Annotated in this window: 16 protein-coding genes and 1 pseudogene; 6 read left to right on the forward strand and 11 right to left on the reverse strand. The window is 73.8% G+C overall.

The genetic code is table 11. The annotated features are described in order from the left end of the window. The first annotated feature begins 52 nt into the window (after positions 1-52). Together AB0A97_RS25575 and AB0A97_RS25580 are read left to right on the forward strand one after the other, a co-directional pair. Positions 53-1,234, forward strand: a complete 1,182-nt coding sequence (locus AB0A97_RS25575) for a PAC2 family protein (protein WP_361154152.1) — start codon at positions 53-55, stop codon at positions 1,232-1,234. A 149-nt stretch (positions 1,235-1,383) separates the two neighbouring features. Continuing rightward, complete coding sequence (locus tag AB0A97_RS25580) at positions 1,384-2,574, forward strand: serine hydrolase domain-containing protein (protein ID WP_361154155.1); 1,191 nt, start codon at positions 1,384-1,386, stop codon at positions 2,572-2,574. 42 nt (positions 2,575-2,616) lie between these two features. On the opposite strand, the gene AB0A97_RS25585 is transcribed toward AB0A97_RS25580, so the two are convergent. The 5 genes from AB0A97_RS25585 to AB0A97_RS25605 all read right to left on the reverse strand — a co-directional run bounded on the left by AB0A97_RS25585 (position 2,617) and on the right by AB0A97_RS25605 (position 7,594). Continuing rightward, the gene (locus AB0A97_RS25585) at positions 2,617-3,567 is read right to left on the reverse strand and encodes a superoxide dismutase (protein ID WP_361154158.1); all 951 of its coding nucleotides are present in this window, start codon (positions 3,565-3,567) and stop codon (positions 2,617-2,619) included. A 174-nt stretch (positions 3,568-3,741) separates the two neighbouring features. Then, complete coding sequence (gene mshC, locus AB0A97_RS25590) at positions 3,742-4,971, reverse strand: cysteine--1-D-myo-inosityl 2-amino-2-deoxy-alpha-D-glucopyranoside ligase (RefSeq protein WP_361154161.1); 1,230 nt, start codon at positions 4,969-4,971, stop codon at positions 3,742-3,744. 212 nt (positions 4,972-5,183) lie between these two features. After that, positions 5,184-6,176 (reverse strand): SCO1664 family protein, encoded by a 993-nt coding sequence (locus AB0A97_RS25595; protein WP_361154584.1) that lies wholly within the window; start codon positions 6,174-6,176, stop codon positions 5,184-5,186. Then, positions 6,176-6,766 carry a DUF3090 domain-containing protein gene (locus tag AB0A97_RS25600; protein ID WP_078624393.1) on the reverse strand — a complete coding sequence of 197 codons (591 nt, stop codon included), beginning with the start codon at positions 6,764-6,766 and terminating at the stop codon, positions 6,176-6,178. The genes AB0A97_RS25595 and AB0A97_RS25600 overlap by 1 nt, the downstream gene beginning before the upstream one ends. A gap of 129 nt (positions 6,767-6,895) precedes the next feature. Beyond that, entirely contained in the window at positions 6,896-7,594 is a 699-nt protein-coding gene (locus AB0A97_RS25605; RefSeq protein WP_361154165.1) for a histidine phosphatase family protein, read from the reverse strand. A gap of 130 nt (positions 7,595-7,724) precedes the next feature. Between AB0A97_RS25605 and corA the strand changes: the two genes are divergently transcribed. Further along, positions 7,725-8,708 carry a magnesium/cobalt transporter CorA gene (gene corA, locus AB0A97_RS25610; protein ID WP_361154167.1) on the forward strand — a complete coding sequence of 328 codons (984 nt, stop codon included), beginning with the start codon at positions 7,725-7,727 and terminating at the stop codon, positions 8,706-8,708. 13 nt (positions 8,709-8,721) lie between these two features. On the opposite strand, the pseudogene AB0A97_RS25615 reads toward corA, so the two are convergent. Together AB0A97_RS25615 and AB0A97_RS25620 are read right to left on the reverse strand one after the other, a co-directional pair. Further along, a pseudogene (locus AB0A97_RS25615) lies at positions 8,722-9,236 on the reverse strand (hypothetical protein). 432 nt (positions 9,237-9,668) lie between these two features. After that, positions 9,669-10,724 (reverse strand): LLM class F420-dependent oxidoreductase, encoded by a 1,056-nt coding sequence (locus tag AB0A97_RS25620; RefSeq protein WP_361154170.1) that lies wholly within the window; start codon positions 10,722-10,724, stop codon positions 9,669-9,671. 198 nt (positions 10,725-10,922) lie between these two features. On the opposite strand from AB0A97_RS25620, the gene AB0A97_RS25625 reads away from it, so the two are divergent. Further along, positions 10,923-11,906, forward strand: coding sequence for an aldo/keto reductase (locus tag AB0A97_RS25625; protein WP_361154172.1), 984 nt, complete (start codon positions 10,923-10,925; stop codon positions 11,904-11,906). A 125-nt stretch (positions 11,907-12,031) separates the two neighbouring features. Next, positions 12,032-14,473 (forward strand): helix-hairpin-helix domain-containing protein, encoded by a 2,442-nt coding sequence (locus AB0A97_RS25630; RefSeq protein ID WP_361154586.1) that lies wholly within the window; start codon positions 12,032-12,034, stop codon positions 14,471-14,473. 84 nt (positions 14,474-14,557) lie between these two features. Here the strand turns inward: AB0A97_RS25630 and AB0A97_RS25635 are convergent, their stop codons facing one another. Further along, a complete protein-coding gene (locus AB0A97_RS25635; RefSeq protein WP_125048006.1) occupies positions 14,558-15,259 on the reverse strand; it encodes a hypothetical protein in 702 nt (233 codons plus the stop codon). Between the two features lie 47 nt (positions 15,260-15,306). Here AB0A97_RS25635 and AB0A97_RS25640 point away from each other — a divergent pair, with 47 nt between their 5' ends. Next, complete coding sequence (locus tag AB0A97_RS25640; protein ID WP_003986762.1) at positions 15,307-15,495, forward strand: DUF5703 family protein; 189 nt, start codon at positions 15,307-15,309, stop codon at positions 15,493-15,495. Between the two features lie 324 nt (positions 15,496-15,819). On the opposite strand, the gene AB0A97_RS25645 is transcribed toward AB0A97_RS25640, so the two are convergent. The 3 genes from AB0A97_RS25645 to AB0A97_RS25655 form a co-directional block, all read right to left on the reverse strand. Further along, complete coding sequence (locus AB0A97_RS25645) at positions 15,820-16,668, reverse strand: chaplin (RefSeq protein ID WP_361154176.1); 849 nt, start codon at positions 16,666-16,668, stop codon at positions 15,820-15,822. A gap of 142 nt (positions 16,669-16,810) precedes the next feature. Further along, positions 16,811-17,044, reverse strand: coding sequence for a chaplin (locus AB0A97_RS25650; RefSeq protein WP_361154179.1), 234 nt, complete (start codon positions 17,042-17,044; stop codon positions 16,811-16,813). A gap of 189 nt (positions 17,045-17,233) precedes the next feature. Next, a complete protein-coding gene (locus AB0A97_RS25655) occupies positions 17,234-18,559 on the reverse strand; it encodes a M20/M25/M40 family metallo-hydrolase (protein WP_031010741.1) in 1,326 nt (441 codons plus the stop codon). Between the last annotated feature and the right edge of the window lie 48 nt (positions 18,560-18,607).

An 18,607-nucleotide genomic window follows, 5' to 3' on the forward strand; every position in this document is an offset into this window, starting at 1 on the left:
TGCTGCCGGTGGCCGCCCCGAGGAGGCGGCGCCGGTCGGAAGGAGGCGCTGGGTGATCGAGCTCGACGGAGTTCCCGAGCTGATCGACCCGGTCATGGTGGCCGCGTTCGAGGGCTGGAACGACGCCGGCGACGCCGCCTCCGCCGCGGTCGCGCACCTGGACCGGGAGTGGAAGGGGGAGGTGTTCGCCGCGCTGGACGCGGAGGACTACTACGACTTCCAGGTCAACCGTCCGACGGTCTGGCTGGACGGCGGCGTCCGCAAGATCACGTGGCCCACGACGCGGCTCTCCGTCGTGCGGATCGCCGACGCGAACGGCAAGGGCAAGCCGCGCGACCTGGTGCTGGTGCGCGGCATCGAGCCCAGCATGCGCTGGCGCTCGTTCTGCAACGAGATCCTGGGCTTCGCCCACGAGTTGGGCGTGGAGATGCTGGTGGTGCTGGGCGCGCTGCTCGGCGACACCCCGCACACCCGGCCGGTGCCGGTCAGCGGGGTCACCTCCGACCCGGACCTGGCCCGCACGATGGACCTGGAGGAGACCCGGTACGAGGGCCCCACCGGCATCGTCGGCATCCTCCAGGAGGCGTGCACCCACGCGGGCGTCCCGGCGGTCAGCCTGTGGGCGGCGGTGCCGCACTACGTCTCGCAGCCGCCGAACCCGAAGGCGACCCTGGCCCTGCTCAACCGCCTGGAGGACCTGCTCGACCTGCGTATCCCGCTGGGCGAGCTGAGCGAGGACGCGCGCGCCTGGCAACTGGGCGTGGACCAGCTGGCGGCGGAGGACAGCGAGGTCGCCGAGTACGTCCAGTCGCTGGAGGAGGCGCGGGACACCGCCGACCTCCCGGAGGCGTCGGGCGAGGCCATCGCCCGGGAGTTCGAACGCTACCTGCGGCGCCGGGACCCGCAGGCCGGGCCCGGCCTGGCGACCGAGGGCGGGGTGGCCGACGGCCGCGACGGCTCGTACCTGCGCGACACGGCGAGCGGCCGTACCCGCCCGCCGAAACCGGCGCCCAAGGAGCCGAAGGACGCGAAGGAGCCCAAGGACCCGAAGGACACGAGGGGGCCGAACGGCGAGTCGGGCAGCCCGGCGGAGCCCACGGGCCCGGACACCGGGGTCCCGGGCACCGCGGAACCGCAGCCCGGGAAGCCGGACGCCACGGCACCGGAAGACGGCCGAGGGAACGACAAGGCGGACGACCGGGTGGAAGGCCGGGCCGACGACTCCGAGGACTGACGGCGCCGGGGACGGCCTCCGGGTCGTCCCCTAAGGCGCGGCCGGGGCGGGCTCCTCCTCATCGGTGATCTTTGGTGAGCCCGTGCGGGAGAAGCTGCTCTTCGTCTTCGTACGAACGAGCCCCGGCTCGCCCACCCCTTGGAGTCCCCTTGCGCACCCGCATCCGTACGGTAGCCCTGGCCGCCGCCCTGACCACCACGCTCGTCACGGGGGCCACCGCGGTACCGGCGGCCGCGGCGCCCGCACCGGCCGGGGCGTCCTGCACGCACACGACCGCGTCCACCCCGCAGACAAGCCTGGGCACCGAAGCACTCGCGCAGGCCCTGCGCGGGCTGCCGGACCGGGACACCACCGCGGCCCTGGTGCGCGTGGGCGGGCAGGAGACCTGGCACGGCGGCGCCGGGGTCCGCTCCTTGAAGACCGGGCGCGGCCCCCTGGAGAACGCCCGGTTCCGGGCGGGCTCGACCACCAAGGCGGTCACCTCGGCGATCGTGCTCCAGCTCGCCGCCGAGCGGAAGCTCGACCTGGACGGCACCGTGCAGCATTACCTCCCCGGCCTGCTGACCGACGCCTTCGAGCCCATCACCGTACGGCAGTTGCTGACCTTCACCAGCGGGCTGCAGCCGGGGGCGTCCCTCGGCGCGGAGAACGCCGAGGGGTACGTGAACCGCTTCCGGACCCTCACCCCGCGCGCCGTCGTCGCGGCGTCCGTCGCCAAGGGTCCCTACCGGGGGCCGGGCGAGGGGCCGGGCAAGAAGCAGCGCTATGCCAACATCGATTACACCGTGCTGGGCCTGCTGATCGAGAAGGTCACCGGCGACACGTACGCGCACCAGGCGCGGAACCGGATCTTCCGTCCGGCCGGCATGACGCACACCTCGTTCCCTGACGGCCCCGACCCGCGCATCCACGGCCCGCACCACCGGGGCTACCAGCGCCTGGCGGACGGCGAGGTGGTGGACGCCACCGAGTGGAACATGTCGGACCGCTGGGCCGCCGGCGACATGATCTCCACCACCGCCGACCTGGAGAAGTTCCTCGTCGCGCTGTTCCGGGGCAGGCTCGTGCCGCAACCGCTGCTGGACGCGGAGATGTTCACCGTCCCGGACATCGAGGGCGCCCGGCTGAGCGCCGGACTCGAACGCCAGGATCTCGGCGGCGGCCTGATCCTCTGGGGCAAGAGCGGTGCCCGCCCGGGTTACAGCACCCTCTTCGCCGCCGACCGGAACCTGTGCCGGACGCTCGTGTACTCCGTCAACGCCGTCGACGCCAAGGCCGAGACGATGAACCCGGTCGCCCAGCGGCTCGTACAGGCCGTCTTCGCACCGGGCAGGCGCTGAGACGCAGGCGGCCACCGCCTGCCGCCGCGGAACGCCGGTCCTTCACACACGATCCACCGCGACCGCCGTGTACGTCGTGGTCGGCAGCGGCGGGTCCACGTCGAAGCGCGCGTTGGGCAGATAGACGCGGTCCCCCCAGGCGGCAGCGGTGGTCGGTATTTGGAAGCGCGGGTCGGTGATACGGGCGATCGCCCGGCCGTACGACCCGACGCGGTTCAGGCGCAGCACGTCGACGGCGTTCTGGGCCTGCTGCACGACGTACAGGTCCTGGTCCAGGAGCAGCAGCCCGTCCCCGTTCACGAGCCGCGGGCCGGTGTGTGTCACCTTGCGGGCGACGCCGGTGCGCGGATCGACCCGGAAGAGGACACCCGCGTAGGCGTTGACGACGAGCAGCGCCGTGCCGTCCGGGGTGCGTTCGATGCCGTTCGCCGAGAAGTCCCCGCCCTGGACCCATTCGCCGGTCAGCGGCAGGGTGCGGAGGCCGTCGGGGCCGGGCAGTTCGCCGTTCTTGCCGAGGGGCAGGACGTGGAGTTCGGGGCGGAAGCTGTCGGTGAAGTAGGCGGCGTCGCGGGTGAGGACGACGTCGTTGACGAAGTTCTGCCCGTCGCCGGCCCGGTAGGCCGCCAGGACGGCACCGTCGCGGGTGTCGACGACGCGGAGCGCGCCCGGGCCGCCCGCGACGAACAGCCGTCCCCGGGCGTCGGTCCGCATGCCGACGGCCTGCCGTCCCGTCCCGAGGCTGCCGGTGATCAGCCGTCCCCGGCCGGTGGCCAGGTCGGCGCGGTAGACCGAGGCGTCGGCCAGGGAGCCGAAGTACGCGTACGGGCCGGGGCCGATGGCGATGCCCTCGGGCCGGAACCCGTCGGGCAGGGGGATCGTGGTCGGCCACCGGCCGCCCGCGCGGGCCGGTGCGGCCAGGGGCCCGAGTGCGGCGCCGGCGCCCAGTGCGGTGGCGGTGGCGAGCAGTCTTCGGCGGGACAGGGAACGTGACATGGTGCGCGTCCTTCCTGCGGGGTGCCTGGGACCACTCAGCCCAGCACAGCCCGGAGCCCGCCGTACGCCGCACCGGCACGTCTTCACAAGTGAAGCGGGGCGCTCCCTCGTGAGAGGGAACGCCCCGGAAGGAAGGGAGGCGGCGAACCGTTTCGCCGGTGGCTGGTCAGCGCGTCACAGGGCGACGCCGAGCAGTGCGTCCACGGCCCGCGACACGAGGCCGGGCGCGCCCTCGTCGCTGCCGCCGTCCGCGGCCTGCGCGGCGGCCCAGCGGTCGACCGCGGCGAGCGCGGCCGGCGAGTCCAGGTCGTCCGCCAGCGCCGTACGGATCTCCTCCAGCAGCGCGTCGGCCGACGGGCCGTCCGGGCGGGAGACCGCGGCACGCCAGCGCGCCAGCCGCTCCACGGCCTCGTCCAGGACCGCGTCCGTCCACTCCCAGTCGGCCCGGTAGTGGTGCGCGAGCAGGGCCAGGCGGATCGCCGCCGGGTCCGTGCCGTCGCGCCGCACCTGGGAGACGAAGACCAGGTTGCCCTTGGACTTGGACATCTTCTCGCCGTTCAGGGCGACCATGCCGGCGTGCACGTACACCTGGGCGAAGGGGTGCTCGCCGGTCAGGGCCTGGGCGTGCGAGGCGCCCATCTCGTGGTGCGGGAAGGCGAGGTCGGAGCCGCCGCCCTGCACGTCGAAGCCCATGCCGAGGTGTTGCAGGGCGATGGCGACGCACTCGATGTGCCAGCCCGGGCGGCCGCGCCCGAGCGAGGCGCCGTCCCAGCTGGGGTCGCCGTCGCGGGCGGCCATCCACAGCATCGGGTCGAGCGGGTTCTTCTTGCCGGGGCGTTCCGGGTCGCCGCCGCGCTCGGCGGACAGCACCCGCATCGCCTCGGCGTCGAGCCGGGAGACCTCGCCGAAGTGCCGGTCGGCCTCGACGGAGAAGTAGATGTCGCCTTCGAGCTCGTAGGCGGCGCCGCTGTCGCGCAGCCGCTCGACCATCGGGACGATCCACGGTATGGCCTCGACGGCGCCGACGTACTCGCGCGGCGGGAGCATCCGCAGGGCCGTCATGTCCTCGCGGAACAGGGCGGTCTCCCGCTCGGCGAGCGCGGTCCAGTCGTCGCCGGTGGCCAGGGCCCGCTCCAGGAGGGGGTCGTCGACGTCGGTGACGTTCTGCACGTAGTGCACCTGGCGCTTCGTGTCGAGCCACACGCGCTGAACCAGGTCGAACGCGTTGTAGGTCGCCGCGTGCCCCATGTGGGTGGCGTCGTACGGCGTGATGCCGCAGACGTAGATACGGGCGACGGGACCGGGGGCGAGGGTCACCCGTCCGCCGGTCGCTGTGTCGTGGATCTCCAGGTCGCGGCCCTGACCGGGCAGGGCGGGGACCTCAGAAGCGGGCCATGCATGCATGTCTTGAGCGTAACCGGATGCACGTTCCGCATACGAACCGGACCTCGGATCTTGGCCGAGAAGGCTCTCTTGCGCCGAAGGGTGATCTGTGCTTGCCGAGCCGTCGCCAGGGCCTGGGCAAGTCCCCGGGCCTGCTACGACGCACCACGGCAGGCTCCCGGCCGCCCCTCGGGCGCGCCCTGGCGGGCGCCGCGGGCCGCCGCCACCGCGTCTCAGACCGGCGGCCAGGGGATCGGCGGCCAGTCCCCTCCGGGCCGCGGGTGCACACCGGTGCGCAGCAGGTCCGCCACCCGGGCGCGCAGCGCCGCCAGCTCGGCGGCGGTGATCAGTCCGGCGAGCCGGGCGGCGAGCGGAGCGCCCTCCCCCAGTGCCGTGGCGAGCCGCTCCAGCACCTCGCGGGCCTCCTCGGTCAGCGGCTCACCCGCCCAGCCCCACAGGAGCGTACGCAGCTTGTCCTCGGCGTTGAAGGTGACGCCGTGGTCGATGGCGTAGAGCCGGCCCCCGTCGGCGGGCAGCAGATGGCCGCCCTTGCGGTCGCCGTTGTTGATCACGGCGTCCAGGACCGCCAGGCGCCGCAGCCGCTCGTCGTCGGCGTGTACCAGAAGTGCCGTACGCCCTCCGCCGACCTCGGCGAAACCCACCGGTTTCCAGCCGGGCCCCGGCTCCTCCCCCTCGACCAGCGCCAGCAGCTCCGCGCCCTCGGGCGCCGCCTCGATCCACTCCTGGACCATGCCCTGCCCGTACGGGCCGTCGCGCAGCACGGTGGTGGGGACCAGGTCCCAGCCGGTGGCCCGGGACAGCTCGTACGCGGCGACCTCGCGCTGGGCGAGCGTGCCGTCGGGGAAGTCCCAGAGCGGACGCTCGCCGGCGACGGGCTTGTAGACGCAGGTGCCGCTGACGTCCTCGTGGGTGATCGTGCAGTACAGGACGGCGTTGGACGCCTCGCGGACCTGTCCGCGTACGGTCAGCTCGCCGTGGGTGAGGGCGTCGGCGGTCAGCCGTCCCGGGCGGCCCGCGGCGTGGGCGGATATGCCGCCGTTCGCCCCGCCGCTCCCGTCGCCGTTCGCCTGCCCGTCCGGGCCCGTGCCCTGGCCGCCGTCCGGGCTGTCACCCTGGCCGTCACCCGTACGGCCGCCCGCCACATGGTCCGCCGCCGCCCGGCCGGCCGGTCCGCCGCGCGGCGCCACCGTCTCCTCCCCCGGCATCACGCGTCCCGCCGGTATCCGTTCTGACGCGGGCATACGTGTCCCTCCGGGTCGAGCGGCAGGCTGCACAGCGGGCAGGGCGGGCGCCCCGCGTTGACGACTTCCAGGGCCCGCTTGGCGAAGGAGCGGGCCATCGTGCCGGTGAGGCGTACGCGCAGCATCGGCGGCCCGTTCTCGTCGTCCTGGAGCAGCCGCTCCTCGGCCTCGGCGAGATCCTCGTCGGTGTCGGCCTCCAGCTCGACCAGCGCCTGGGCTTCGATGATCATGCGCTGTTCGTCGCCGTCCCAGGCGAGCGCCATCGTGCCGACCCGGAACTCCTCCTCGACCGGCGATTCCAGCGGAGCGGTGTCGGACAGTTCGGCGGGGGCCACCGCGGGGACGGGCGCGTTGCCGCCGCTGCGGCGCACCACCTCGTCCAGCAGCTCGTCGACGCGCTCGGCGAGCGCGGCGACCTGGGTCTTCTCCAGGGCGACACTGGTGGTACGGCCGGAAGCCGTCGCCTGGAGGAAGAAGCTACGGCGGCCAGGCAGCCCGACCGTACCGGCCACGAAGCGGTCCGGCGCGTCGTAGAAGAACACCTGACGGGACAACGTCCTGCTCCGTTTGCTCGACTGCGGGGTCACTGAGGTCGCTGCGGTTCCTGTGGGTGTGGCTTCCGGGTGCGGAACGCAGGAGGTGTGGCGGGCAGCGCCGTCGCACCACCCTACTGCGCCCGCTGATCACGCTCCGCCCGCGCCACCGCCGACGGCCGCGTCCCGGTCGTCCGCCGCCGTACTGCCGTCCGCCCGTGGCGCCAGCCCGCCGAAGTGGCCGGTGTCGCCGAGGCGTACGAGGTAGGGCCGCAGCCGGGTCCAGCGGATCGCGGTCAGCGAACAGGGCTCGACCGAGATCCGCTGGAAGAGGTCGAAGTGCAGACCGAGGGCCTCGGCGACGAGGGACTTGATGATGTCGCCGTGCGAGCACATCGCGTAGACGGCCTCGGGGCCGTGCTCCGCCTCGATCCGGGCGTTCCAGTCGCGCACCGCGTCCACGGCGCGGGCCTGCATGGCGCGCATGGACTCCCCGCCCGGGAAGGCGGCGGCGGACGGGTGCTGCTGGACGACCTCCATCAGCGGCTCGTCGTTGAGTTCGGCCAGTTTGCGGCCCGACCAGTCACCGTAGTCGCACTCGTTGATGCGGTCCTCGACGTGCAGCGGCAGGCCGGGCCGGGCGTCCAGGAGCGGCCGCACGGTCTCCAGACAGCGCTCCAGCGGGCTGCTCACGACGGCGGCGAGCGGCAGGTCCGCGAGGCGGCCGGGGAGCGCGGCGGCCTGGGCGGCGCCCCGCTCGTCGAGGGTCACCCCGGGCATCCGCCCGGCGAGCAGGCCGGACGTGTTGGCGGTGGAGCGGCCGTGCCGCACCAGGATCAGCGTGGGCATGGCAGACAGCCTACGTTCCCGGGGTGGCGGGCCGGACACGGGACCGCCGCACCGGGTACGGGACCGCCGCACCGGGTGCGCGGGCGGGGGCTCCTGGCACGACGCGGCACGACGAGTGACAATTCCCCGTGTGATCGTCGACTGCGCCATCTACCAGGACGGCCGCCGCACCGAAGGGCCGGAGGACTTCTCCGACGCCCTCGAGGCGGCGCGCGCCGAGGGTCACTCCTTCCTGTGGCTCGGGCTGCACGAGCCCACCACGGAGGAGTTCGACCATGTCAGCAGGGAGTTCGGGCTGCACCCGCTCGCCGTGGAGGACGCGCTCAAGGCCCATCAGCGGCCGAAGCTGGAGGTGTACGACGACTCCCTGTTCGTGGTGCTCAAACCGATCGCCTACGACGACGCGGCGGGCTCGGTCTCGGCCAGCGAGCTGATGATCTTTCTCGGGGACTCCTTCGTCGTGGTCGTCCGGCACGGCGCGGCCAGCCCGCTGACCGCCGTACGCCGCCGCCTGGAGCACGAACCGGACGTCCTGCGGCACGGCCCCACCGCGGTGCTGTACGCGGTCAGTGACGCGGTGGTCGACCACTACATCGAGGTGGCCACGGAACTCCAGGTGGACCTGGAGGAGTTGGAGGCGGAGGTGTTCGCGCCGTCCCGGTCGGACAGCGGCAACACCGCCGCCGCGATCTACGCGTTCAAGCGCGAGGTGCTGGAGTTCCGGCGGGCCACCAACCCGCTGGTGGAGCCGATGCTGCGGCTGCAGAACCCCGGTGTGCCCTTCGTGCACGACGAGGCGCGGCCGTTCTTCCGGGACGTCGGTGACCACCTCACCCGCGCCAACGAGTCCGTCGAGGGCCTGGACCGGCTGCTGTCCGACATCCTCAGCGCCCACCTGGCACAGATGGGCGTGCGCCAGAACGACGACATGCGCAAGATTTCCGCCTGGGCGGCCCTGGCGGCCGTACCGACGCTGATCGCGGGCGTCTACGGCATGAACTTCGAGCACATGCCCGAACTGAAATGGTCCTGGGGCTACTACGGCATCCTGCTGCTGATGGTGGTCATCGAGCTGTCGCTGTACCGCCTCTTCAAACGCCGCGACTGGCTCTGAGCGGCCGCCCGTCTCAGACGGGCCCGGGTGCCGCGGCGGCCGGACCGCCCAGCGCGTCGCGCCGCTCCGGGAGGCGCAGCGAGACCGTCCGGCGCCGTCCGGCGAGCCGTTCGTGGACGTGCACCGCGCGGATGCCGGCGGCGAGGAGGGCGGACTTCGGCCGCGGCCGGCCCAGGATGCGTCCCATGTGGTCCAGCACGGCCAGGCTGACGTCCCGGTGGGCCTTGGCCTCGACGCGCGCCGCGTCGCGCAGCGCGCGCCGGACCGCCGGGCCGTGGCCCCGCGCCGCCGGCCGCAGCAGCTCCTCGTGGCAGTAGGCGAGGTGGTTCTCCTGGTCATGGGCAATCATCAGGACCACCGTGCCGGGCGGCCTCGGGGCCGGCTCCCGTAGCGGTGCGGGGATCAGCGCGGCGATCCGCCCGTTCTCCCGGCCGTCCCGGGCCTCGCCGCTGGCCGCGACGGAGCAGAAGAGCCGGTAGGACTCGTCGTGATCGAGAATCTCCGGAACAGGCTTCTGGCCGAGAGCACCGGGGCGCCTCCGATACGCCGCCCGCGCAGAAGAAGAGTGCAGTGCGGTACGGCGAAGGGGGCAACCGTGGCGTCGGCCAACTCCCCCGGACAGGTGACATGACGGACGGCCTGCGGACCGGCTCGAAGCGGGCTCGGGAGGTGGGGCGGAGGACGGTCCGGGAGACGGCCCGGAACCGTTCGGGAAGGCGGTCCGGCGGCCGGACGGAGCACCGTGGCGTAACCACGCGGGCCGTCTCCGCGTTGTGCCGGGTGACGGCCGTGGCGGGGAAGACCCCCGAGCCCCCACCACGGCCGCAGGCTTGCCCCGGGCCGGTGCCCGGCCCGGCGTCCCCGCCGCCCGGGCCCGTCCCCGCGCCGCTGCCGTCCGGGCCGACGCCCGCTCCCCGCCGTCCGGACCCGTCCGGCGCCTCCCGTGGCCCCTTGTGCCGGCTATGCCAGACCCGCGCGCTCCAGTGCCTCGGTGCCCGCCCGCAGCGAGGCGATGCGCTCCTCCAGCGTGAAGCCGGCGGGCGCGAGGGTCAGCGTGGTCACGCCGGCCGCCGCGTACGCCTGCATCCGGTCCGCGATGCGCTCGACGGAGCCCAGCAGCGTGGTCTGGTCGATCAGCTTCTGCGGGATCGCGGCCGCCGCGCCCTCCTTGTCGCCGGAGAGGTACTTGTCCTGGATCTCGGCGGCCTCCTTCTCGTAGCCCATGCGCTGCGCGAGCTGGTTGTAGAAGTTCTGCTTGCGGCTGCCCATGCCGCCCACGTACAGCGCCGTGTACGGGCGGAAGGTGTCGGCGAGCGCGCTGACGTCCTGGTCGGCGCCGACGGCCAGCGGCAGCGTCGGGCAGACGTCGAAGCCCTCCAGGGTCTTGCCCGCCTTCTCCCGGCCGGCCCGGATGTGCGTGATCGCCGTCTCCTCCAGGTGGTCGGCGGACGGGAAGATCAACAGCGCGCCGTCGGCGATCTCACCGGTCTGGGTGAGGTTCTTGGGACCGATCGCGGCGATGTAGAGCGGGATGTGCGCGCGCTGCGGGTGCACCGTCAGCTTCAGCGGCTTGCCCGGGCCGCCGGGCAGCGGCAGCGTCCAGTGCTGACCCTCGTAGGACAGCCGCTCGCGGGTCATCGCCTTACGGACGATCTCGACGTACTCCCGGGTACGGGCCAGCGGCTTGTCGAACTTCACGCCGTACCAGCCCTCGGAGACCTGCGGCCCCGAGACGCCCAGGCCCAGGCGGAAGCGGCCGCCGGACAGCGAGTCGAGGGTGGCGGCCGTCATCGCGGTCATCGCGGGCGTACGGGCCGGGATCTGGAAGATCGCCGAGCCGACGTCGATGCGCTCGGTCTGCGAGGCGACCCAGGAGAGCACGGTGGGGGCGTCGGAGCCGTACGCCTCGGCCGCCCAGCACACCGCGTAGCCGAGCCGGTCGGCCTCCTGCGCGACGGCCAGATTGTCCGCGTCCATCCCGGCGCCCCAGTAGCCGAGGTTGATCCCGAGCTTCATACCGCTCCCCTTACTGATCAGTAACGTCGGTGTTCCGGGGACTCTAGCGCGGGGTGGCGCCGGCCGTCACCGGCCGACCGGCCGCGGGCCTGCGGCGCGGCGGGCCGCCGGAGTTGTCCACAGGCCGGCGGCGCAGCGCACGGCCGGTTGTCCACAGGGTCCCGTGAGCCGGCCGACGGGCCAGTAATCTCAGGGCTCATGGAGCAAAGGCACCTCGGCCGTACGGGCCTGCGCGTGTCCCGTCTCGGCCTCGGCACCCTGACCTGGGCCAGGGACACCGACGAGCACGACGCCGCCGAGCAGCTCAAGGTGTTCTGGGAGGCCGGCGGCACCCTCGTGGACACCGCGGACGTGTACGCCGACGGCGGCGCCGAGTATCTGCTCGGCCGGCTCTGCGAGGGGCTGGTGCCGCGCCGGGACCTGGTCATCGCCACGAAGGCGGGCAGCGTCCTGGACGCGGACCGCCGCGTCGACGGCTCCCGCCGCCACCTCCTGGACGCGCTGGACGCCTCGCTGGAACGTCTCGGCACGGACTACGTGGACCTCTGGCAGTTGCACGCCTTCGACCCGCACACCCCGCTCGAAGAGACCCTCCAGGCGCTCGACATCGCCGTCGCCACCGGCCGCGCGCGCTATGTCGGCGTCTCGAACTTCTCCGGCTGGCAGTTGGCCAAGGCGGCGACCTGGCAGCTCTCCGCCCCGACCCTGCGCACGCGGCTGGCCGGCACCCAGATGGAGTACTCCCTCCTCCAGCGCGGCATCGAACGGGAGCTGCTGCCCGCGGCGCGTGACCTGGGCGTCGGCCTGCTGCCCTCGTCGCCGCTGGGCCGCGGGGTGCTCACCGGCAAGTACCGGCACGCCACCCCGGCCGACTCGCGCGGCGCCTCGGAGCAGCTCGCGCCCTTCGTCGCCCCGTACCTGGACGACACGGCGGGCCGGATCGTCGAGGCGGTCACCACGGCCGCCGACGGGCTCGCCGCCACCGCGCTGCAGGTGGCCCTCGCCTGGGTGCGCGACCGGCCGGGCGTCACCGCCCCGGTCGTCGGCGCACGCACGGCGCAGCAGCTCAGAGCCGCTTTGTCAGTGGAGACCCTTAGTCTTCCTGACGAGATCTGCCGGGCCCTGGACGATGTCTCGGCCCCGGTGCACCACTATCCCGACCACGACTGGAGCACGCTGTGAGTACCGACCGCCTCCCGGACGAGGACGCGCCCGAGCCCACCGCGCCCGGCCCGGAGACCGCTCCCGAGGAGGCCGAGGGCGCGGCGGAAGGCGACGGCGGGCCCGGGGCGGACGGGGACGGTCCGATGGTGGACGCGCCCGCCACCACCGCCTCGGACGCCGCCACCGCTCCGGTCGCCCCGGCAGCCGCCGCCCCCGCCGCGCGGGGTGGCGCGCCCAGTGCCGCCGCGCTGGCGGCGGCCGTGCGGGCCGTGGAGAGCGGGGAGCGGTCGGCGGACTCGTTCTTCACCGAGCGGTCGCCCCGGTCGGGCGGCGCCGGTGCGGCGGCGGGCGCCCGGAAGCCCCAGGGCGCCGTACCGGCCCCCACGACGGGCGCCCCGGAGCGCGGCGGCCCGGCGGGAGCCCCGCCGCAGGCCACCGCCGTTCCCGGCCAGGACGGCTCCCCCGGCCACACCCGTCCGGCCCCGGGCGGTGACGGCGGCGGCCGCCCCGCCCCCGCCACGCACACGACGCCCCATCCGGCCACGACCGCGGACCTGGCCCCCGGTCTCGACGGCGTGCGGCAGGTCCTGACGGCGGGCGGCGCCCCGGAGACCCTGGCCGAGAAGACCGCCGAGACGCTCGGCGAGCGCGCGGCGGAGGCGCTGCGCGAGGACCCGTGGCAGTTGCTCGCCGTACCGGGTGTCCGTCCCGAGCAGGCCGACGGCTTCGCGCGGGCGCTGCTCGGCCCGGCCTGCGGCCCGGACGACGACCGGCGTGCGCAGGCCCTGGTCGGCTGGCTGCTGGAGCAGGCCGCGCTGGCGGGGCACTCGGCGCTGGAGGCGCCCGCGCTGCGCGCCGCGCTCGCCCAGCGCTCCGTACCGGATCCGGACGAGGCCCTGCAGACGGCCATCGCCGAGGGAGCCGTGCTGGTCTTCCAGGACGCCGTCGAGACGCCCGGCGGAGCCCGTCCGTCGGCCGGCGACGAGGACGAGGAACAGCCGGTCCGGGTCCTGCTCGGGCTGGACCGGTTCGCCATGGCCGAGGAGAGCGTCGCGGACGGCCTGGCGCGGCTGCTCAACACCTTCGAGGAGCCCTCCGACGAGGAGCCCGGTGACGCGGAGCCCACCGGCGCGGATGGCGAACCGGCCGCGGTCAGCGCACCGGAGCACGACGGCCCCTCGGAGCCGGGCGACGGCACACCCGAGGACGACACCTCTGGACAGGACCACGCCTCCGCACAGGACGACGCTTCCGTACGGGACCACGCCTCCGCACGGGCCGACGTCCCCGTACAGGACGACATCCCCGTACGGGCCGTACGGCAGCCCTCCGCCGCCGCGTGGGACGCCGCCGCCGCGGCCGCCCCCTCCCCTTCCGCCGCTGAGCTGATCCGTGCCGCGGCCCGCAGCGGCCTGGTCGCGCACACCGGAGCCGAGGCCGCCCGCGCCGAGCCCGCCGCGCTGATCGCCGCGGCCCGCGCGCTCGGTCTGCGGGCGTGCGGTGCCACACACACCCCGGACGGCCGCACCCGCCTGGCCCGGCACCTCGCCGAGGCCGTCGGCACGTACACCGGCCCGGCGGCGGCCCCGGCGCCCGGAGACGCCTCCGAGGCCGCCGTCACGCTCTCCGGGCTGCTGGCCGGCCGCGAAGGCCCCGGCCGGGACGCGGACGGCGCGCTCGCCCTGGACCTGCTCGTCGTCCTGGACGCGCCCCAACTGGACCTGGAGACCGCCGCACTGCTCGTGGAGTCGCTGACCGACGGCGCCCGGCTGGTGCTCAGCGGCGACCCCGGCCTGCTGTGGTCGGCCGGTCCGGGCCGGCTCTTCGCGGACGTGCTGGCCGCCCGCTGCTGCCCCCAGGTCGCCTCCCGCACCCCGGACTTCGGGCCGGTCGGCGAGCTGGTCTCCGGCATCGGCATCGGTGAGCTGCACCAGGTCGAGGCGCCCGGCAAGGAAGTAGTGATCATCCCGGCGCGCGATCCCGGCGAGGCGGTGCACCGTACCGTCCAGCTCGTCGCCGACTCGGTGCCCCGGGCGATCGGCGTGCCCGCCGAGCAGACGCAGGTCGTCACCGTCGGCCACGGCGGTGCCGCGGGCACCCGCGCGCTGAACGCGGCCCTCAAGGAGCGGCTCAACCCCGGCCCCGGCCGGTTCGGCGGCTTCGACCCGGGCGACCGCGTCGCCTACTCCCCCGCCCCCGGCCGTACGGTCACCGGCAGGGTCACCGGAGCCGACGCGGCCGGCCTGCACCTGGACTGCGCCGGCTCCCCCGTGGTCGTACCGCGTGAGCGGGTGGGCCCGGACACGGTCCGGCACGGGTGGGCCGTCACCGCCCACCAGGCGGCCGGGGCGCGCTGGCCCGCCGTGGTGGCCGTCCTGCCGGGCGACGCCGCGAAGGGCCTCACCCGCTCCTGGGTGTACACCGCCTTCAGCCGCGCCGAGCGCCATCTGTCCGTCGTGCAGGGCGTCGACCAGGCGCTGCCGCGCGCGGTCGCGGAGATTCCGGCGAAGGAGCGCACCACCCGTCTGCGGACGCTGCTCCAGTTGCACACGGCGCAGGCCACGGCGGACGCGTCGGCCGGCTGACCGCACCACGCCCGGTGCGGGGGGGGGCGGCGCGTCGGTACGCGCCGCCCTGGCACCGCCACCCGACAGGGCGTCCGTACGCCGTCAGCGGTCCCCGTCGAGTGTCTCCAGTACGTCGTCGTCATCGGCGCCCAGTTCCTCGTCGAAGACGGAGCTGACGTCGAAGCGGCACACCACCCGCTGCGGATCGGTCTGGTCGAACGGCGCGGACAGCCACTCCCCCGGTTCCGGCGTCTCGTCGGCGGCGACGACCCACAGGGTGGAGTCGCCCTCCTCCAGGCCGAACTCCTTGTGCCGGGTGGCGATCTCGTCCGGTTCGAACTCCCCGAAGAGCACGCCCAGCGCCGCGTGCACACTGCTGCCGACCACGCCGGCCACCGATCCCGTACCGCCGTTGACCGCCCTGGCCTCCGCCGCGGCGTCGGCGGCCGACTCCGGATCGAGGTCGGCGATCCGCTGCGCCTGCGAGAGCAGCCGCTGTGGTTCGACCACCGCGTAGTCGCGCCGGATCAGCACGCTGAGCGCGCTGGGTTCCTCCGGGCCCGCGTAGGCGGGCAGGGTGTCGTTGCCGGGGATCTCGAAGGGAGTGACCTCGTCATAGGTGTCGTACAGCAGCTCGTCGTACGCCTCAGCCGCCGCGGCGAGTTCGTCGAACGCGGCGTAGACGGCGGGATCGTCCTGGCCCGAGCGGTGTTCGACCGCGTCGAGGTGACGGTCCAGCGCGGCTTTTACCGCCTCGGCGGCGGCACGTACCTCGGCAGCGGAAGGCTGCGCAGCATCAGACATAGTGCAGACGCTATCCGTACCGGGGCCGGTCCCGCACAATAGATGCGATGCCGGAATACGAATTCTGCGATGTGTATGTGCCGCGAGGGGTCTCCCGCAAGGCCGCCACACGCCTGCTGACCGACCATGCCGAGTACGGACACTGGGAGTTGGACCGTCTGCGCCTCAACCCTGACGGCAGCCGCCGCGTGCGGCTGCGCCGCCGTATCATCCGCCAGATCCGGGCGACCTGGTGAACCGCCACGGCCGCCGCGGCACGGACCGGACCGCGTGATCGCTCCCGGAATCCCCGGTTCCGTACGAGCCGTACGAGCCGGTGCCGGACAGCCCCGCGCACGAAGGGCGCCGGTACGAGAGGCTCGTGCACGACGGGCCGCCGGCCGGCAGCACCCTTCCCGACACCTCCGCATACGTCAGAGCGGGCCCCGCCGGCGCGGGGCCCGCTCTGACGTGCCGGTCTGACGGCGCGGCCGGGCCGGTGCGCGACCGTCCGGCACCGCCGGCGCCCGTTCGGTACGCCCGGCGGCCGGGCCGGTCCCGGGCACGGCGCCCGCGGACGGTCAGGCCCGTGCGGAACGCGCGCGGCGGTACAGCACCGCGCCGCCGATCAGCAGGCCCGCGCTCGCCGGCAGCGCGATGCCGAGCGCTCCCGCACCGGTCTGGGCGAGGAAGTGCTCCTCGTCCCCGGGCGGGGTGACGATCTGCGTACGCGGCGTCGACTCCTCCTTCCGGACCTGCGGGGCCCGTTCCTGTACGGCGCCCGCCGTGTCCGTCGTGTGCGGCCGGTGCCCCGGGGCGGCCGGGCCGGCCGGTTCGCCCGCGCGGTCCTCGGCCGGGGACGTCGAGCCGCCCGGGGCCCGTGGGTCCGGCCGGCCGTCGGACGGCCGCGGGTCCTGTCCGGCCGGGGTGCCCGGCGTCGAGCCGTGGTCGGTGACCGTACCGGTGCCGTCGCCGGTACTGCCGCCCTCGCCCGCGCAGCCGTTGGCGTTGACGGGGTTGCCGACGCCGACGACCGACACCGAGTTGCCGCAGGCGTTGACGGGCGCGTGGATCGGCGCCTGCACCTGGTTGCCCGAGCCGACGCCGGGCGAGCCCTGCGCCGAGCCCTGGGCGCCCGCGCCGCCACCGCCGCGCCCGGCGGCGCCGTCGCTCCGGTCGCCGGACGAGCCGCCGTTGTCACAGCGGTTTCCCATGGCGGGATTCAGCAGCCCGACGACGTTCGCGGAATTCCCGCAGGCTTGCACCGGGATGTCCACGGGAATTTGGGCGGCATTGCCGGCCAACGCCCCCGGGGAATGCGCCGCATTCCCCTGCGCACCGGAATCCGCGTGCGCGTAGCTGCCCGCGACGGCCAGTACACCGCTCGCTGCCGCCATCGTGATCAGGCCCTTTTTCGCGACCTGTCGCATAGGTTCGCTCTCCCCTGCCTCTGACTTCCGAATGGCCCGCGGCGCGTCGCGCGGCGCGGGCCGGAACACCCGTCGGCTCCGGAGTGCATGGCGCGCACTCCGGAGCCGACCGGGTTACAGCCTTACGGATTCAGGCACCGCGTCAGTCGTTGACGCAGGTGTTGCCAAAGGCAGGGTTCAGCAGCCCGATGATGTCAATCGTGTTGCCGCACAGGTTGATCGGCACGTGGATCGGGACCTGGAGGGTGTTGCCCGAAATGACGCCCGGGGAGTTCAGGGCAGCGCCCTGTGTCCCCGCGTCGGCGACGGCGATGCCCGCGCCAGCGAGCACCAGACCGCCGGTGGCAGCCGCGGCAGCGACGACCTTCTTGATCATTATTCCTCCTTGTTGGCAATGCGGTCCCAGCCGCGGACCGCACCCTCTGCAACGAGGAGTAGGTGATGAAGCTACGAGCCTATGACGCCATTCACCCGTTCCGGCTACATGCGTACACCTGGCCGACCGTGCGGGTCGCGCACCACGTCAGAGCCCGGTTTTCCGCGCCGCGCCGCGGCAGTTCACCGGTCAGCTCTGCTCGATGAACCGGTCGAGTACCCGCGTACCGAACTTCAGTCCGTCGACCGGCACCCGCTCGTCCACGCCGTGGAACATCCCGGCGAAGTCCAGCTCCGGCGGCAGCTTGAGCGGCGCGAAACCGAAGCACCGGATACCGAGGTCGTCGAAGGACTTCGCGTCCGTACCGCCGGAGAGCATGTACGGAACGGCCCGCGCGATCGGGTCCTCGGCCTTCAGTGCCGACTGCATGGCCGCCACCAGAGGGCCGTCGAAACCGGTCTCCAGTGCCTTGTCGGCATGAATGTCCTCGCGCTTGACCCGCGGGCCGAGAATCCGGTCCAGATCGGCGAGGAATTCCTCCTCGTGGCCGGGCAGGAACCGGCCGTCGACGGCCGCGGTCGCCTGGCCCGGGATGACGTTGACCTTGTAGCCGGCGCCCAGTTGGGTCGGCGCCGCGGTGTTCTGCAGCGTGGCGCCGATGATCTTCGCGATGCCGCCCAGCTTGGCGAGGGTCTCCTCCATGTCTTCCGGGTCCAGCTCGGTGCCCAGGGCGTCCGACAGCTCGTCGAGGAAGGACCGGACGGTCTTGGTCACCCGTACCGGGAACTTGTGCCGTCCCAGCCGCCCGACCGCCTCGCACAGCTCGGTGATCGCGTTGTCGCTGTTGGTCATCGACCCGTGACCGGCCGTGCCGTCCACGGTCAGCCGCATCCAGTGCATGCCCTTCTGGGCCGTCTCGATCAGGTAGAGCCGCAGGTTCTCGTTGACGGTGAAGGAGAAGCCGCCGACCTCGCCGATGGCCTCCGTGACGCCCTCGAAGACGCCGGGGTGCTTGTCCACGAGGTGCCGGGCCCCGTACACACCGCCCGCCTCCTCGTCGGCGAGGAAGGCCAGCACGATGTCGCGCGGCGGCTTGCGGCCGGAGCGCAGCCGGTCGCGGACGACCGCGAGGGTCATCGCGTCCATGTCCTTCATGTCGACCGCGCCGCGGCCCCACACGCAGCCGTCCGCGATCTCGCCGGAGAACGGGTGGTGGGTCCAGTCCTCCGCGTTGGCGGGCACCACGTCGGTGTGGCCGTGGATCAGCAGCGCGGGCCGCGACGGGTCCGTGCCCTCGATGCGGGCCACCGTCGAGGCGCGCCCCTTGTGCGACTCGATGATCTGCGGCTCCAGGCCGACCTCGGCGAGCTTCTCCGCCACGTACTCGGCGGCCGCGCGCTCACCGGGGCCGGAATGGTCGCCGTAATTGCTCGTGTCGATCCTGATCAGGTCCCGGCACAGGTCGACGACCTCGTCCTCGCCGGTGACCGTACGGGCCGGCTGCGACTCGCTCACACTGCCTCCTCATGGTTCACGGCCGCGCCGTCCTCCCGGTGGGGCACG

This window comes from Streptomyces sp. NPDC045470, from assembly GCF_040646595.1.
Classification (GTDB): Bacteria; Actinomycetota; Actinomycetes; order Streptomycetales; family Streptomycetaceae; genus Streptomyces.

Bases quoted from the DNA above. Each gene is read 5' to 3' on its own strand.
- AB0A97_RS25585 (WP_361154158.1), bottom strand. From the start codon at position 3,567: ATGTCACGTTCCCTGTCCCGCCGAAGACTGCTCGCCACCGCCACCGCA.
- mshC (WP_361154161.1), bottom strand. From the start codon at position 4,971: ATGCATGCATGGCCCGCTTCTGAGGTCCCCGCCCTGCCCGGTCAGGGC.
- AB0A97_RS25595 (WP_361154584.1), bottom strand. From the start codon at position 6,176: ATGCCGGGGGAGGAGACGGTGGCGCCGCGCGGCGGACCGGCCGGCCGG.
- AB0A97_RS25605 (WP_361154165.1), bottom strand. From the start codon at position 7,594: ATGCCCACGCTGATCCTGGTGCGGCACGGCCGCTCCACCGCCAACACG.
- AB0A97_RS25620 (WP_361154170.1), bottom strand. From the start codon at position 10,724: ATGAAGCTCGGGATCAACCTCGGCTACTGGGGCGCCGGGATGGACGCG.
- AB0A97_RS25625 (WP_361154172.1), top strand. From the start codon at position 10,923: ATGGAGCAAAGGCACCTCGGCCGTACGGGCCTGCGCGTGTCCCGTCTC.
- AB0A97_RS25630 (WP_361154586.1), top strand. From the start codon at position 12,032: ATGGTGGACGCGCCCGCCACCACCGCCTCGGACGCCGCCACCGCTCCG.
- AB0A97_RS25635 (WP_125048006.1), bottom strand. From the start codon at position 15,259: ATGTCTGATGCTGCGCAGCCTTCCGCTGCCGAGGTACGTGCCGCCGCC.
- AB0A97_RS25640 (WP_003986762.1), top strand. From the start codon at position 15,307: ATGCCGGAATACGAATTCTGCGATGTGTATGTGCCGCGAGGGGTCTCC.
- AB0A97_RS25645 (WP_361154176.1), bottom strand. From the start codon at position 16,668: ATGCGACAGGTCGCGAAAAAGGGCCTGATCACGATGGCGGCAGCGAGC.
- AB0A97_RS25650 (WP_361154179.1), bottom strand. From the start codon at position 17,044: ATGATCAAGAAGGTCGTCGCTGCCGCGGCTGCCACCGGCGGTCTGGTG.